We start from the raw sequence: 18,767 nt of genomic DNA, 5'->3' as shown, positions 1-18,767 counted from the left end.
ACTAATAAAATAAAAAGAATTTGATTTTTATTTTATCTGGAATAAGCATTGGGAATAAAGTCAAAAAATGATGAAAATTATAAAATAAAGTTAGACAGAAGAGAATAAATACATCTTATAGAAGTATGAAACCATATGGGAAAAGCGCAGATAAGAAATCTCCAGATTAGGAACTATCCGTGAGTTCTCTAGTCTGGAGATTTTTCAATATACTTAGTTATTGGGCGGTTACCTTATGCTTCAGATATACGGCACGCCTACAAAGAGCCAAAAAACTGATGAATCATCTGATTCATCAGTTTTAAGGATTTCTTGTTCACTACAAACAATGAACATCAATACTATTGATTAGTCCTCTTTCTTCTTACTAGCAAGAAGTCCAAATCCACTCAAGGCACCAAGAAGTCCAAGTGCTGCAAGGCTAGCATGATCTTCTGTACCAGTATTTGGCAATTCACGTTTAGCTTCAACTTCTTTCACTTCTGTTGGTTGAACTGGTTGCGCTGGACTAGTTGGCACTTCTGGTTGTGCTGGTTGTTCAGGCATAGTTGGAGCAGTTGGTTGAACTGGCTCAACTGGAATTGTAGATTGAATCTTACGATATAGATGACGTACATTGCCATTTGCATCTGTTTCTGTACCAACAAATTCATAGCCTGGAATGTTATCTTGCGGATGTTGACCCTTCTTAGCTGGTTGAAGAGGTTTACCGTTTGCATCTATGTATAAAGTTTCTTTTTCCTTACTTGGAGTTGATGGTGTTGGAGTTGGTGTAACAGGTGTTGAAGAAGATTTCTTAGTATATACATATACAGTATTACCATTTGCATCTTTCTTCGTTTCTTTGAAAGTATATTCTGGAATATCTTTCTTATCTGTTCTTCCTTTTTCTGGTGTTTTAATTTCTTTACCATTTTCGTCAACAAATGTTGTAACTACTTTATGGTAAATGTAATTAACATTTGTTGCACCTTCTGTAAGTTTACCTTTTTCAACTGATGCTTCTGATACTTTTAGAAGTTCATAGACATCACCGTTTTCAACAATAATCGTTGAAACTTTATGATCAGTTGTATCGTAGTCTTTACCAACTAAGTCTGCTTCAGTATCAACTACTATATTTGGTACAACTTTACCTTCTGGTGTTTTACCAGAAATTGGGGTACCTTCTTCATCTAAATAATTTACTAAGACTAATCCGATATGTGCTTCTGGATATTCCGCTGTATTACCTAACATTTCATAAACATACGTAATCACTGAAGTTCTAGCTTTAACCCCTGATTTTTCTGCATCAGATGTTTTCAATACTTTAATTAGTTTATATTTCTTACCATCTTTAGTAGTAATCGTTTGAGGTTTATGATCAGTCGTATCATATTCAGTATTGATTGGTGAGCTTGGTGTATCAATTTCTGTACTTGCAACTTCTTTACCAGATTCAGTAGTACCTGAAATTGGACGTCCAAATTTGTCTTTATAGACAACCACTACATTACCATATTTCTGATTTGAAGCTGGTTCTTGAACTTCTTCATATACGTAAGTAACAGTTTGTTCTTTATCACTTAGTTTTCCAGTTTCTGTAGCTGAATCAGCTTTTCTTTCTTTCAATAGATATACTTTGCCGTCTTTTTCAATACGTTCAAGTTTCAATGCTTCAATCGATGCATCGTAATCTGTTCCAATAAACTTATCTTTTGTTTCTACTGTTTGTGAATCCCTCAATGTCTCACCAGTAGTTGATACATAAGTTACTTTAACAGACTGTCCTTCAGCTTGTTCATAAATATGTTTTGTATTGCCTTTATTGTCTGTTTCTGTACGAACAAATTTATATCCATAGATATCTTTCGGTGGTTGTTTAGAGCCATCTACTTCAGACTCAACAGGTTTATTGTTCTTATCAACTGTAATTGGGTTACCTGAAGGATCTACAAACGTTGTAACAGCACGAACGGTAGGTGTATAAGTTTTCTCAATAGATGTACCATTAATATCTTTAACTTGTACCGTTACTCCAGTAGCTTTACCAGCAAAGTCTTTTTCTGGTGTGAATGTAATGACATTATTGGCTAATGTATAGGTTCCTTCACCTGGGACTTTCACTTCCGTAGATGGATTTCCATTTTTATCAACTAATGTTAATGTTGATGGATTTAATGCTACTGTTTCATCACCTTTGTTGAAGTTGACTGTTGATTTATCTTCATCCTTCTTATCGAAGATAACTGCTGATGTTTGTGGTTTTCCTTTTGCACCTTCTGTTTCTGATCCTTCACCTGTTGGTAATACTTTAGCTACTATTGGTTTGTACTTCGCTGTTACCGCTGTTCCGTTCTTATCTACACGTTTAACCGTTACTTCTGGTGCTTCGCCTGAGAAGTCTTTATCCGGTGTAAATGTTACTGTACCATCTTTTGCTACTGTATATGTTCCGACTTTATCAACTTTCTTACTGATTTGACCATTATCGAATGTTGCTGGTGACTCATCATCCATTGGTACTTCTGGATTTCCTGGTGTGAACACTGGTGTGCCTGTTTGTACTTTTCCTTGAAGTCCTGTGGATGTTGTATCTTTTCCTGTTGGTGTTACTTTTTCAACTGTTGGTTTGTACTTCGCTGTTACAGATGTTCCGTTCTTATCTACACGTTTAACCGTTACTTCTGGTGCTTCGCCTGAGAAGTCTTTATCCGGTGTAAATGTTACTGTACCATCTTTTGCTACTGTATATGTTCCGACTTTATCAACTTTCTTACTGATTTGACCATTATCGAATGTTGCTGGTGACTCATCATCCATTGGTACTTCTGGATTTCCTGGTGTGAACACTGGTGTGCCTGTTTGTACTTTTCCTTGAAGTCCTGTGGATGTTGTATCTTTTCCTGTTGGTGTTACTTTTTCAACTGTTGGTTTATACTTGGCTGTTACAGATGTTCCATTCTTATCTACACGTTTAACCGTTACTTCTGGTGCTTCGCCTGAGAAGTCTTTATCCGGTGTAAATGTTACTGTACCATCTTTTGCTACTGTATATGTTCCGACTTTATCAACTTTCTTACTGATTTGACCATTATCGAATGTTGCTGGTGACTCATCATCCATTGGTACTTCTGGATTTCCTGGTGTGAACACTGGTGTGCCTGTTTGTACTTTTCCTTGAAGTCCTGTGGATGTTGTATCTTTTCCTGTTGGTGTTACTTTTGTAACTGTAGGTTTATACTTGGCTGTTACAGATGTTCCATTCTTATCTACACGTTTAACCGTTACTTCTGGTGCTTCGCCTGAGAAGTCTTTATCCGGTGTAAATGTTACTGTACCATCTTTTGCTACTGTATATGTTCCGACTTTATCTACAGTCTTCGTGATGTTTCCATCTTCGAATGTTGCTGGTGACTCATCATCCATTGGTACTTCTGGGGCTCCAGGTGTGAACACTGGTGTTCCTGTTTGCACTTTTCCTTGAAGTCCTGTGGATGTTGTATCTTTTCCTGTTGGTGTTACTTTTGTAACTGTAGGTTTATACTTGGCTGTTACAGATGTTCCATTCTTATCTACACGTTTAACCGTTACTTCTGGTGCTTCGCCTGAGAAGTCTTTATCCGGTGTAAATGTTACTGTACCATCTTTTGCTACTGTATATGTTCCGACTTTATCTACAGTCTTCGTGATGTTTCCATCTTCGAATGTTGCTGGTGACTCATCATCCATTGGTACTTCTGGGGCTCCAGGTGTGAACACTGGTGTTCCTGTTTGCACTTTTCCTTGAAGTCCTGTGGATGTTGTATCTTTTCCTGTTGGTGTTACTTTTTCAACTGTTGGTTTATACTTGGCTGTTACAGATGTTCCATTCTTATCTACACGTTTAACCGTTACTTCTGGTGCTTCGCCTGAGAAGTCTTTATCCGGTGTAAATGTTACTGTACCATCTTTTGCTACTGTATATGTTCCGACTTTATCTACAGTCTTCGTGATGTTTCCATCTTCGAATGTTGCTGGTGACTCATCATCCATTGGTACTTCTGGGGCTCCAGGTGTGAACACTGGTGTTCCTGTTTGCACTTTTCCTTGAAGTCCTGTGGATGTTGTATCTTTTCCTGTTGGAAGAACTTCTACTACATTCGGTACATATTTTTGCTTAACGACTTTACCATTAGCATCTTCAACTTGTACTGTTACACCTTCAGGTTTCCCTTTGAATGTTTTCAACGGTGTAAATGTAATCACGCCATCTTTTAATTCATAAGTTCCAACATCTGGTACAGTAACTGTTGTCACTTTATCTCCAGCTGCATTCACTAAAGTTAAGGTATCTTCTTTGAAAGTAACTTTTTCGTGACCAGTGTCAAAGTTAACAGTTGTTTTATCTTCTTCATCTTTTTGATTGAAGACGATTGGAGATTTTTGAGCAAAGCCTTGTAATCCTGTAGTAGCTGAATCCTTACCTGTAGGATTTACTTCTGTAAATGTTGGTGTGTAAGTTGCTGTTGCTGGTGTTCCATTCGCATCTTTTACTTGTACAGTTGCCGCTGGAACTTCTCCTACAAATGATTTGTCAGTTGGAGTGAACTTCACTTCTCCAGTTGGTAGGCCACTTGGATCCTTCACAAGTGTGTAAGTACCAATTACTTTACCATCTTTACTTACTGTTAATGATTCTACTGGAGTTGTTCCATCTGTTCCTAATAGAGTCATCTTCGTTTTATCAATGGCTACAGGTGTGTTTTCTGTTCCTGGTTCTTTACCTGGTTTGAAGGTTACACTTCCTGTTTGTTCAACACCTTGTGGTCCTTCTGATGTTCCATTTTCAGCTGTTGGTACGATTGGTGTAATAACTGGTGTATACGTTGTAGTCGCTTCTGTTCCATTTGTATCTTTACCTTGAACGGTTACTGGTTTTAGTTTTCCAGCATAAGTTTTATCTGTTGGGGTAAATGTTACAACTGGTTTTCCATCTACGACTTTAATTGTATAGGTACCCACTTCTTTTGTTCCATCTTCTGACATTGCTGGAACTGTATCTAATGGTGTTTTACCTTCTTGTCCACCTAATAGTTTGTATGCATTTGGATCCATTGGTACTGATTTTTCTGCAGTTCCAATTGTTGCTTTACCTGGTGTGAAGGTTACTGGTGTTTCTTGTGTTGCACCTTGTACTTTTGTAGTTGTTGCTTCAGTTGCGCTTGGTGTTACTCCTACAACATTTGGTTTGTACGTAGCAGTTGCAACTGTTCCATTTTTATCTTTTCGTTCAATAGATACTGCTGTTGCTTCCCCTTTGAATGTTGGAAGTGGTGTGAATGTTACAACTCCATTGTCATCAATTGTATATGTTCCTTGGTTTTCAACTACAAGCGTTGTTACTTCTCTTTCGTCTCCAGTCTTACTTGGATCGATTAGTTTCGCTTTGCTTGTTGCTTCAAATGGTACAGATACTTCTTGATTATTAACAGTATTCTTACCTGGTGTAAATACTGGTGTTGCTGTTTGTACAGCACCTTGAATATCACTTGTTACTTGGTTATCACCTGATGGTACTGCAGCTTTTACAACTGGTGTATAAGTAGCTGTTGTTGGTGTTCCATTACCATCTTTTGCTTGTACTGTTGCTGGTACTGGTGTTCCTGAGAATCCTGGGTTTGGAGTAAAGGTAACTTTACCTGTTGCTGGTTCAATTGTATATGTTCCTACTTGTTGACCTTGGTCATCTTTTGCAGGAATTGTAGTATCAGCTACTGGTTGTCCATCTACTACTAATTTCGCAGGATTTGTTGCACTTACTGTCATCGGAATATTTTCATTTCCTGACTTGAAGCTTGGTGTTCCTGATTGTGGTGCACCTTGGATTCCTTCTGAACCTGCATTTGTTCCAACCGGTCTTACTTCAGTCACTGTAGGTGTATACGTAGTTTTCGCTACTTTACCATTAACGTCTTCTGCTTGAACACTTACTCCTGAAGCTTTTCCATGGAAGGTTGGTAATGGTGTAAATGTAATCACACCGTTATTTAATTCATATGTTCCTTCGTTTGGAACTGTTACACTTGTAACTTTTGCTCCATCAGCATTCACTAATGTTAATGTACTTGGAACTAAAGCTACTTTGTCATTTCCTTTATCGAAGTTTACAGTTGTATTATCTGCTTCATCTTTTTCATCTAAAACAACACGTGATGTTTGTGGTAATCCTTGGAATCCTGTAGTTTCTGATGGTTTAGATGTAGGATTTACTTCCGTAAATGTTGGTGTGTAAGTTGCTGTTGCTGGTGTTCCATTCGCATCTTTTACTTGTACAGTTGCCGCTGGAACTTCTCCTACAAATGATTTGTCAGTTGGAGTGAACTTCACTTCTCCAGTTGGTAGGCCACTTGGATCCTTCACAAGTGTGTAAGTACCAATTACTTTACCATCTTTACTTACTGTTAATGATTCTACTGGAGTTGTTCCATCTGTTCCTAATAGAGTCATCTTCGTTTTATCAATGGCTACAGGTGTGTTTTCTGTTCCTGGTTCTTTACCTGGTTTGAAGGTTACACTTCCTGTTTGTTCAACACCTTGTGGTCCTTCTGATGTTCCATTTTCAGCTGTTGGTACGATTGGTGTAATAACTGGTGTATACGTTGTAGTCGCTTCTGTTCCATTTGTATCTTTACCTTGAACGGTTACTGGTTTTAGTTTTCCAGCATAAGTTTTATCTGTTGGGGTAAATGTTACAACTGGTTTTCCATCTACGACTTTAATTGTATAGGTACCCACTTCTTTTGTTCCATCTTCTGACATTGCTGGAACTGTATCTAATGGTGTTTTACCTTCTTGTCCACCTAATAGTTTGTATGCATTTGGATCCATTGGTACTGATTTTTCTGCAGTTCCAATTGTTGCTTTACCTGGTGTGAAGGTTACTGGTGTTTCTTGTGTTGCACCTTGTACTTTTGTAGTTGTTGCTTCAGTTGCGCTTGGTGTTACTCCTACAACATTTGGTTTGTACGTAGCAGTTGCAACTGTTCCATTTTTATCTTTTCGTTCAATAGATACTGCTGTTGCTTCCCCTTTGAATGTTGGAAGTGGTGTGAATGTTACAACTCCATTGTCATCAATTGTATATGTTCCTTGGTTTTCAACTACAAGCGTTGTTACTTCTCTTTCGTCTCCAGTCTTACTTGGATCGATTAGTTTCGCTTTGCTTGTTGCTTCAAATGGTACAGATACTTCTTGATTATTAACAGTATTCTTACCTGGTGTAAATACTGGTGTTGCTGTTTGTACAGCACCTTGAATATCACTTGTTACTTGGTTATCACCTGATGGTACTGCAGCTTTTACAACTGGTGTATAAGTAGCTGTTGTTGGTGTTCCATTACCATCTTTTGCTTGTACTGTTGCTGGTACTGGTGTTCCTGAGAATCCTGGTTCTGGAGTAAATGTAACTTCTCCTGTTGCAGGATTAATGGTGTACAACCCAACTCTTTCTCCAGCTGCATTTTTAGCATCAATTTCTGTTGCTTCAATTGGTTGGTTATTAGCTGGATCTACTAATTTCGCAGGATTTGTTGCACTTACTGTCATCGGAATATTTTCATTTCCTGACTTGAAGCTTGGTGTTCCTGATTGTGGTGCACCTTGGATTCCTTCTGAACCTGCATTTGTTCCTACCGGTTTTACAGGCTTAATCATTGGAGTATACGTTGTTTGTACTTTTACGTTATTTGATCCTGTTGCTTGTACAGTTGCTGGCTCTACTTCACCTGTATAAGTTTTATCCGTAGGTGTAAATGTTACCTCTCCTGTTTGCGAATCAATTGTATATTTACCAATTACTTCTTGAGTATCCTTTTTATATGCTGGAATTGTATCAGTTTCTGTTTCATCTTTTACAAGTTTATAACTATTTGGTTTAACGGTAACTGTTTTTTCAACACCATTTACATCTACACTTTGTGGAGTAAATGTTGGAGTACCTTTTTGAACCAATCCTTGAACATTTGTAGATTCCGCTGGAGTTTTTTCTAACTCAATTGGAACAATAATTGGTTTGTACGAAGCTTTTGATGTCATTGTCGTACTATCATTATTTTCATTTAGGACTGTTATTGTTCCTTGTACTTCAATGGCAGGTACATCCCCTACATATGACGGTACTGGAGTAAATGTTACTTTTCCATTTGCATTAATAGTAAATGTTCCTTTGCCATCTACTGTTACAGAATTTGTTAGAGATTTAGTGATTGGATCTATCAATTTACGTTCTGTAACTACAGCATTTGTTACTCCTTTTGGAAGTTTAAATGTTGGCGTTGCTTCTTGTGGTAACCCTTGAATATTCGTTGTTGATTTATTTTCTGGTGTTACTTTTAGTGGCGTTACACTTGGTGTATAAGTCGCATCTTTTGTTTCGCCATTTTCGTCTGTCGCACGTACCGTAATTCCTGTTGTTGGTCCTGTAAATCCAGGTTTTGGAACAAATGTCACTTCTCCAGTTGCTTTATCAATACTGTATGTTCCTTGATTTTCTACTTCAACTTCCTCTACAGGTTTATTATTCGTTGGATCAACTAATTTGTATTCTGTAATACGAACACTTGAAGTAGAAATTGAGAATTCTGGTGTTCCAGTTTGTGTTTTCCCTTGTGGTGCTTCTGAAGTTTTATCCACACTTGACATTGTAACGTCAGTTACTGTTGGTGTGTACGTTGCTGTAGCAATTGTTCCGTTTTTATCAACACGTTTTACAGTTACTGCTGGAGCATCTCCTACAAAGTTTTTATCTGGCGTAAAGGTTACTGTTCCGTCTTTTGCTACTGTATAAGTACCTTTTCCTGCTATAACAACTTTTCCATCTTGATCAGCACCTTCTAAAGTTGCTGGTACTTCATCATCCATTGGAACTTCAGGTACTCCACCATTGAATACAGGTTTACCAGTTTGTACTTTACCTTGTAATCCACTTGAAGTAGTGTTTGTACCTGTTGGTGTTACTTGAGTTACTGTTGGTACATATTTTTTCGTAACAGGTTTTCCATTTTCGTCTTCAATTTGAACCGTTACCCCTTCAGGAGTTCCATGATAACTTGGAAGTGGCGTAAATGTAATCACATTGTCTTTTAATTCATACGTTCCAACATCAGGTACAGTAATTGTCTTAACTTTTTCATTACCATTCAATAATGTTAATGTATCTGGTTTTAAGGCAACTTTTTCATTACCAGTGTCAAAGTTTACTGTTTTTCCATCTTCTTCATCTTTTTGATTGAAGACAATTGGAGATTTTTGAGCAAACCCTTGTAATCCAGTAGTTGCTGAGTCCTTACCTGTTGGTGTTACTTCAGTTACTGTTGGTGTGTAAGTTGTTTCAACTTTTGTACCATTCGCATCTTTGATTTGAACTCTGACAGCAGTTGCCGTTCCTACAAATGTTTTCTTCGGTGTAAATGTAATAGTCTTACTTGCTTTATCTAATACATACTCACCATCATTCGTTGTAAGAGATGTTACTTCATTAGTTCCATCTAACAATGTTAGCGTACTTGCATCTAACTCAACTCGTTCTCCATTAGCACCTACTTGACTTCCTTTGTTGAAGTTCACAGTTTTATCTTTATCGACACTGTTTTCTGGTGTATCTAATAGGATTGAAGAAGTTTGTTTTTTACCTTGTACATCACTTGTGGCAGATTTTTCTGCTGTTGGTGTGACTGGTGTAATGATTGGTGTATAAGTTGTTTCTACTTTTACCCCATTTGATCCAGTTGCTTGTACAGATACTGGTGCCACTTCACCTGAATAAGTTTTATCCGATGGTGTAAATGTTACTTGTCCTGTCGCTGAATCAATTGTGTACGTACCAATTTGTTCTCTTGTTCCAGCTTTATATGCTGGAAGTGTAGTATTTTCTACTCCATCTTTTACTAGTTTATAGCTATTTGCTTGAACACTAATTGTTTTTGGTGTTCCATCTACATCTACAGTTTTTGGTTTGAACGCTGGTGTTCCTGTTTGTACAAAACCTTGTAAGTTTGTTGATGTTGCTGGTTCTTTATCAATCTCAGCCGATACAATAATTGGTTTGTAGGTCGTAGTTGAAGGAATTGTTGTACTTTCATTTTTATCATTTGTAATAGTTACAGTTGCTTTTACTGTAATTGGATCTACATCGCCTTTGTATGTTGGAAGTGGTGTGAAGGTTACTTTTCCATTTCCATCAATGGTGAATGTTCCTTTTCCTTCTACTGTTACTCTGTCTTTTTCTGTTTGATCAGCAGGGTCAACTAGTTTACGACTTGTAACTGTAACGTTATTTGATTCAGCTGGAACTGGGAATGTTGGTGTTCCTTCTTGAGTTTCCCCTTGGATATTTGTTGTTGTTACAGGTTGTGGAGTTATTGTTAATGCAGTTACTGTTGGTTTATATTTCGCATCTTTTGTTTCTCCGTTTTCATCAGTAGCCTGCACTGTGATTCCAGTTGCTGGCCCTGTGAAACCTGGTTTCGGAATGAAAGTTACTTCCCCAGTCGTTGGATTAATACGATAGGTTCCTTGGTCTGGAACTTCAATTTCATTTCCTTCTACTGGTGTATTTCCAGTTGGATTTAACAATTTATATCCTGTAATACGCACGTCTGGAGTTGAAACTGTAAATGTTGGAGTTCCTGTTTGTGTTTTCCCTTGTGGTGCAGAAGACTCTTTATCCACACTTGTCATTGTAACGTCAGTTACTGTTGGCGTATAAGTCGTTTCAACTTTTGTACCATTCACGTCTTTGATTTGAACTTTTACAGGTGTAGCTGGTCCTACAAAGTTTTTGTTTGGAGTAAACGTAATAGTTCTATTTGTTTTATCTAACTCATATTTACCATCGTTTGTTGTAAGAGTAGGTACTTCAGCTCCTGCATCATTCAACAATGTTAGTGTATTTGGATCTAATTCAACCTGTTCGCCATTGTTACCTCGTTCAGCTCCCTTGTTGAAGTTCACAGTTTTATCTTTATCAGTATCTGTTTCTACTGTATCCAACACAATTCTTGATACTTGTTTCTTACCTTGAACGTCTGTTGTTGCTGATGGTTCTTTTGTTGGTGTTACTGGAGTGATACTTGGTGTATAGGTTGTTTGTACTTTTACTCCATTTGATCCAGTTGCTTGTACATCTACTGGTGCTACTGCTCCTGTATAAGTCTTATCTGTTGGTGTAAATGTTACTTGTCCTGTCGCTGGATTGATTGTATAGGTACCAATTTGTTCAGATGTTCCTGCTTTATAGGCTGGAAGTGATTCGCTTTCTGCTCCATCTTTTACTAGTTTGTAGCTATTTGCTTGAACACTAATTGTTTTTTGCACTCCATCTACTTCAATTGTCTTCGGTGTAAATGTTGGTGTTCCTGTTTGTACTAAACCTTGTAAGTTTGTTGATGTCGCTGGTGCTTTATCAATCTCAGCTGCTACGATAATTGGTTTGTAAGAAGCTGTTGATGTAATAGTTGCACTTTCGTTTTTAGCGTTTGTTACTGTTACAGTTGCTTTTACCGTAATTGGTGGGACATCTTCTTTATAAGTTGGAACTGGTACGAATGTTACTTTACCATTTCCATCAATCGTGAATGTTCCTTTTCCTGCTAGTGTTACGCTGTCTTTTTCTGTTTGATCAGCTGGATCCACTAGTTTACGACTAGTCACAGTTGCATTCGTTGATTCAGTAGGAATCGTGAATGTTGGTGTTTCTTCTTGAGTTACACCTTGGATATTAGTCGTTGTTTTATCTCCTGGAGTTACTGCTAGCGCATTTACTGTTGGAGTATATTTCGCTTCTGCTGTTTCTCCATTTTCATCTGTTGCTTGTACAGAAATTCCAGTTGCTGGTCCTGTAAATCCTGGTTTTGGAATGAAAGTTACTTGTCCATTTGCTGGATTAATACGATAGGTTCCTTGGTCTGGAACTTCAATTTCATTTCCTTCTACTGGTGTATTGCCATTTGGATTTAACAATTTGTATCCTGTAATACGCACTTCTGGACTTGAAATAGTAAACGTTGGTGTTCCTGTTTGTGTTTGTCCTTGCGGTGCTGAAGTAGTTGCAGGATCACCTTTCATTGTAATATCAGTTACTGTTGGTGTGTAAGTTGTTTCAACTTTTGTACCATTCGCATCTTTAATTTGAACTTTAACTGGTGTTGCCGTTCCAACAAATGTTTTCTTCGGTGTAAATGTAATAGTTTTACTTGCTTTATCTAAAACATATTCCCCATCATTCGTTGTAAGAGATGTTACTTCAGTAGTTCCGTCTAACAATGTTAAGGTATTGGCATCTAATTCAACACGTTCTCCATTAGCCCCTACTTGACTTCCTTTATTGAAGTTCACAGTTTTATCTTTATCGACACTGTTTTCTGGTGTATCTAATAGGATTGAAGAAGTTTGTTTTTTACCTTGTACATCACTTGTGGCAGATTTTTCAGCTGTTGGCGTGACTGGTGTAATGATTGGTGTATAAGTTGTTTCTACTTTTACTCCATTTGATCCTGTTGCTTGTACAGATACTGGTGCTACTTCACCTGAATATGTTTTATCCGATGGTGTGAAGGTCACTTGTCCTGTCGCTGAATCAATTGTATACGTACCAATTTGGTCTCTTGTTCCAGCTTTATAGGCTGGAAGTGTAGTATTTTCTACTCCATCTTTTACAAGTTTATAGCTATTTGCTTGAACACTAATTGTTTTTGGTGTTCCATCTACATCTACAGTTTTTGGTTTGAACGCTGGTGTTCCTGTTTGTACAAAACCTTGTAAGTTTGTTGATGTTGCTGGTTCTTTATCAATCTCAGCCGATACAATAATTGGTTTGTAGGTCGTAGTTGAAGGAATTGTTGTACTTTCATTTTTATCATTTGTAATAGTTACAGTTGCTTTTACTGTAATTGGATCTACATCGCCTTTGTATGTTGGAAGTGGTGTGAAGGTTACTTTTCCATTTCCATCAATGGTGAATGTTCCTTTTCCTTCTACTGTTACTCTGTCTTTTTCTGTTTGATCAGCAGGGTCAACTAGTTTACGACTTGTAACTGTAACGTTATTTGATTCAGCTGGAACTGGGAATGTTGGTGTTCCTTCTTGAGTTTCCCCTTGGATATTTGTTGTTGTTACAGGTTGTGGAGTTATTGTTAATGCAGTTACTGTTGGTTTATATTTCGCATCTTTTGTTTCTCCGTTTTCATCAGTAGCCTGCACTGTGATTCCAGTTGCTGGCCCTGTGAAACCTGGTTTCGGAATGAAAGTTACTTCCCCAGTCGTTGGATTAATACGATAGGTTCCTTGGTCTGGAACTTCAATTTCATTTCCTTCTACTGGTGTATTTCCAGTTGGATTTAACAATTTATATCCTGTAATACGCACGTCTGGAGTTGAAACTGTAAATGTTGGAGTTCCTGTTTGTGTTTTCCCTTGTGGTGCAGAAGACTCTTTATCCACACTTGTCATTGTAACGTCAGTTACTGTTGGCGTATAAGTCGTTTCAACTTTTGTACCATTCACGTCTTTGATTTGAACTTTTACAGGTGTAGCTGGTCCTACAAAGTTTTTGTTTGGAGTAAACGTAATAGTTCTATTTGTTTTATCTAACTCATATTTACCATCGTTTGTTGTAAGAGTAGGTACTTCAGCTCCTGCATCATTCAACAATGTTAGTGTATTTGGATCTAATTCAACCTGTTCGCCATTGTTACCTCGTTCAGCTCCCTTGTTGAAGTTCACAGTTTTATCTTTATCAGTATCTGTTTCTACTGTATCCAACACAATTCTTGATACTTGTTTCTTACCTTGAACGTCTGTTGTTGCTGATGGTTCTTTTGTTGGTGTTACTGGAGTGATACTTGGTGTATAGGTTGTTTGTACTTTTACTCCATTTGATCCAGTTGCTTGTACATCTACTGGTGCTACTGCTCCTGTATAAGTCTTATCTGTTGGTGTAAATGTTACTTGTCCTGTCGCTGGATTGATTGTATAGGTACCAATTTGTTCAGATGTTCCTGCTTTATAGGCTGGAAGTGATTCGCTTTCTGCTCCATCTTTTACTAGTTTGTAGCTATTTGCTTGAACACTAATTGTTTTTTGCACTCCATCTACTTCAATTGTCTTCGGTGTAAATGTTGGTGTTCCTGTTTGTACTAAACCTTGTAAGTTTGTTGATGTCGCTGGTGCTTTATCAATCTCAGCTGCTACGATAATTGGTTTGTAAGAAGCTGTTGATGTAATAGTTGCACTTTCGTTTTTAGCGTTTGTTACTGTTACAGTTGCTTTTACCGTAATTGGTGGGACATCTTCTTTATAAGTTGGAACTGGTACGAATGTTACTTTACCATTTCCATCAATCGTGAATGTTCCTTTTCCTGCTAGTGTTACGCTGTCTTTTTCTGTTTGATCAGCTGGATCCACTAGTTTACGACTTGTCACAGTTACATTCGTTGATTCAGTAGGAATCGTGAACGTTGGTGTTCCTTCTTGAGTTTCCCCTTGGATATTTTTCGTTGTCTTATCTCCTGGAGTTACTGCTAATTCAGTTACTGTTGGTACATATTTTTTCGTAACAACTTTTCCATTTTCGTCTTCAACTTGAACAGTTACTCCTTCAGCTGTTCCATGGTAGGCTGGCGCAGGTGTAAATGTAATCGCATTGTCCACTAATTCGTAAGTTCCGACATTCGGTACAGTAATAGACTTCACTTTATCTGTACCATTTAGTAATGTAAGAGTTTCTGGTTTTAATGCTACTCTTTCATGACCTGTATCAAAGTTTAGAGTTTTTCCATCCTCCTCATCTCTTTGATTGAAGACAATTGGTGATTTTTGTGTAAGTCCTTGTGCTCCTGAAGTTGCTGAATCTTTACCTGTTGGAGTAACTTCGATCACTGTTGGTGTATACGTTGTTTCAACTTTTGTACCATTCGCATCTTTGATTTGAACTCTTACAGCAGTTGCTTGTCCAACAAATGTTTTCTTCGGTGTAAATGTAATCGTTTTGCTTACTTTATCTAATACATACTCACCTTGATCTGTTGTGACTGTATTTGTTTCAGCTCCTGAAGTAGTTAGTAATGTTAATGTTTCTTTATCTAATTCAACATGTTCTCCAGCGTTACTCACTTCTGGACTTTTATCAAAGTTAACCGTTTGATTTTTATCGGCATTATTTTCTACTGTATCAAAGACGATTCTTGATACTTGTGCTTTCCCTTGAACATCTCTAGTTGTTGACGCTTCTGCAGTTGGAGCTACTGGGATAATTCTTGGAGTATACGTAGCTTCTTTAGTAACTGTAACATCATTATCATCTTTATCATGAGCTACAACAACTGGAACAGACACTCTGACAGGTTTCACTTCACCTTTATAATCAATATTAGGTGTAAATGTTACTTCTCCTGTTTCCGGAGCTATCTTATACGTACCGACTTTATTGTTATTTGGATCTAAGGCATCTACAATCGCAGAGTCTGCAAGAGTATTCGTTCTAGGATCAATCAGTCTTGCTGGATGTTTAGCTGATGCTGTAACCGGAGTATCCGAAGTTTCAACATTAAATGTAGGTTTGCCTTTTTGTGCGAATCCTTGGATATTTCTACTTTCCGCATGATTAGGAGTTGGTTCTACAGTAGGTATTCTTACTTCTGGAACGTATAATCCATCCATCGTATTTAAGACATCATTTACATTCGGAGCAACAGCTTCATCACTTGTTCCCCAGTCTGTTGTTGTTCTGTTCGTATCTTGACGACGAATTGTAAATCCGTGCGCTTTTCCTACAAAGCCTTTTGCTGGAGTAAATTCTACATCGACATCTTTTCCATTTGGTGTAAACTTATAGGTCCCTTGTCCTCTTACAGTATAGGTATTCTCATCTGATAAAGTGACTTTTTCTCCAGTTTTATTGTTAATATATACTGGTGGTACAGTAGTATCGATTTCCGCATTGACATCATCTTGTGTATAAATATATTTACCTTTTGGAGTGAAATGAACGGTTGTACGTTGAATTTCTACATTAGTCCCAATTGTCGCATTTCCAATTGTAGTTTTCTTCTCTCCTTTAGGTGGGTGAGTAATCTTCGCATTAAAGTCTTCTACTTCCCCAGAGAATGCTAGTCCTGTCGGTTTTTCAATTTCTTCTCTACTTGTTGCAATACGAACCCTAGTACCAGCTTGAAGTAACTGTCCTGCGTCTTTTTGTGTTTTATTTGTAAAATGTAATTTTACATCGCCATCTTGTGTAATTTCGGCAATATCCGAAGCTTCATCTGAATCAAACTGTCCATTATTATTAAAATCAATCCATGAACGAACATATGCTTTTTCAGCACCACCTGTGTGTGCCTGAATATTTAAGGTATAATACCCAGCACTTGAAACATTTGCTTTGATAATATTTCCTTCGCTACCTTTTAAACTATCAGGAAGTAATTGATTAATCCCTTCGTCTGCTGCATCAGTATCATCATCACCGTGCCAGTTTTTAGGGGTACCAGTATCCGCATCAGGTCTTTCAGACCCTAAATATGGTTGTTTTACTACGGCACCAGTCAATCCATCTCTCGTATTCATCGTGTGGGTTGCTTCACCATAGGTTGCGGGAGCATCTCCCTCATCAATAGGCGCTACCCCCATCATGGCTGCTTGTGAACCAGTTGAGAAAACGTACATCCCCACTTCTGTTGCATTTTTTGTCATTACTACTGGCACACTATAACTCCTAGCTGTAAGACCAGGACCAAATACACCAGTCCCTAGACCACCTGTTTCTTGATCTGGGTTAGTAAAGAATTTAGGCACTATCTTATTACCATTTCCTGCATCGTAAATAGCATTATCATTTACATCATTACCCTCTGAATCCGGAAGACCTTTATAAGCATCTGTATAATAATTTAATGGTTTATATCTGCGAGCATCTCCTCTATTTTTCTCTAAGTCAATAATTTGTTGCCATCCACTACCATTAGTTGTAAAGGTAATTCTTTCTCCACGGTTTGCACTTTCTGCATCGGTCATTACTACCGCTGGACGAACGGGATTCCCTTTATAAGTACCACTAACTTCAAATTGAATCCCAATATTGGCTCCAGTACTCTCTGCTATAATAGAGGTTTTTCTTCCATTCGTATTAATACCATTATCTCTAATCTCAGACCAACGGTCCTGAGCTTGTGCGGTAACTCTTACACCAGCGTTGTTATCCCGTCTATTAATAAGTCCATTAGTTGCATTTGGGTTAAAGGTTGCTTTTTCTTCTGGTGTTGCATTATTTGCTTCCATACGCTTTCTATAAATTTCTGTCGCTTGGAATGGTTTTAAGGATTTAACCTTCAACTTAATGCGGTAGTTAGGCATAATTTCTTTTTCATAAATTGAGCCTTCTTTTAAATATACATTTCCATTTACTATATCAACATTTGACCAATTTCTTGTATCTGAAAAGTCTAACCATGCAATTTGTTTTGCAAGTCCTTCCGCTACTTTTCTCTCTGTATAAGGAGGTCTTGTAACTGCTGGTGTGTCTGTAGCATCTACTACATCTGCTCCAACCCCTGTAGTTGTAGAAGTTGCTGTTGTGTCTTCCCCTATTCTGAAACCAGTTCCTTCTTCCATTTTTTTACCATTACGACTGTCTTGGTTTTTATTTTCTTTTGAAACTGCTTCCGCCTTAATTGATTTTAGAATAGTAGTTAATGAACTAATTTCTTTTGCTTTCGCATCTACCTCTTTTTGAGTAGTATCTAAAGCTTCTAGGTATTGTTTAGCTTCTGCAACCAGTTTTTCAGCATTTTGGATTTGAGAGGCTTGTTTTTTATTCCCTCGAATACGTTCTAGTTGAGCTTCCAAATCTGCTAATTTGTCTCTCAACGTAGATGAGTTGACAATTTCTTTGTCTACTTTGTTGACCTTATTTTCTGGTACTTCCTTAGTTGCAGGAGTTTCCTTCATTGCAGGAATTTCCTTAGTGCTAGGAGTTTCATTAGTTTCGGCCACTTGAGGGCTTGTTGCTGGAACGGTTTCTTCTCTCGTTCCAGATTTTGGTGTTTCTGTACCTACTTCTGGAGCCTTTTCTTGTTTTGGTTCAGTCGCAACCTCTACCTTATTCGCAGATTGAGGCGTATCTCCAGCCTTGGGTATTACCGTGGTCGTCGCCTCAGTCTTTTGCTCATCAGCGTTTACCTGATCTAAATTGTAACCAAATAAAAACCCTGTACCAACCAATACACTTGCCGCACCAACTTTTAACTTTTTGATAGAATATTTTTCATATTTATTCCCACAAAAATAACGATGATCTTTTTGCTGTCTAGATAATTTAAACATAGCTTTCCACCTTATATATATATATATATATGCACTGTAAGTAGGCATATATTCCTTTATACATTATATCACGTTCTTAATAAAAACATTAACATTTATTACTTTTTTTTATTGTTTGAAATATGTTGCCAAATCAGTTAGTAAATAACAAAATAAAACTAGTAAAAAGCTTCATAAATCTACAGTTTATAAGATACAGATAGATAGAAAAGACTGGAGTGATATCTTCCAAAATTGCCAAGGAAGTCCAGCAACCATTATTGTTATCAGTTTATTAAAAGCTAATACTCTTCGAAAATCTCTTCAAACCACGTCAACGTCGCCTTGCCGTATGTATGGTTACTGACTTCGTCAGTTCTATCCACAACCTCAAAGCTGTGCTTTGAGCTGACTTCGTCAGTTCTATCCACAACCTCAAAGCTGTG

1 protein-coding gene is annotated in these 18,767 nt (G+C 37.6%); it reads right to left on the bottom strand.

Translation table 11 applies throughout. The annotated features are described in order from the left end of the window. Positions 1-348 precede the first annotated feature (348 nt). Complete coding sequence (locus tag RWO85_RS04835; protein WP_314414369.1) at positions 349-18,342, bottom strand: YSIRK-type signal peptide-containing protein; 17,994 nt, start codon at positions 18,340-18,342, stop codon at positions 349-351. Positions 18,343-18,767: the final 425 nt, after the last annotated feature.

Origin of the sequence: uncultured Streptococcus sp. (assembly GCF_963521865.1) — a bacterium.
Lineage (GTDB): Bacteria > Bacillota > Bacilli > Lactobacillales > Streptococcaceae > Streptococcus.
This window is presented reverse-complemented; position numbering and strand designations above follow the sequence as displayed.

Coding starts and splice junctions, on each gene's coding strand:
- RWO85_RS04835 (WP_314414369.1), bottom strand. CDS start 18,342: ATGTTTAAATTATCTAGACAGCAAAAAGATCATCGTTATTTTTGTGGG.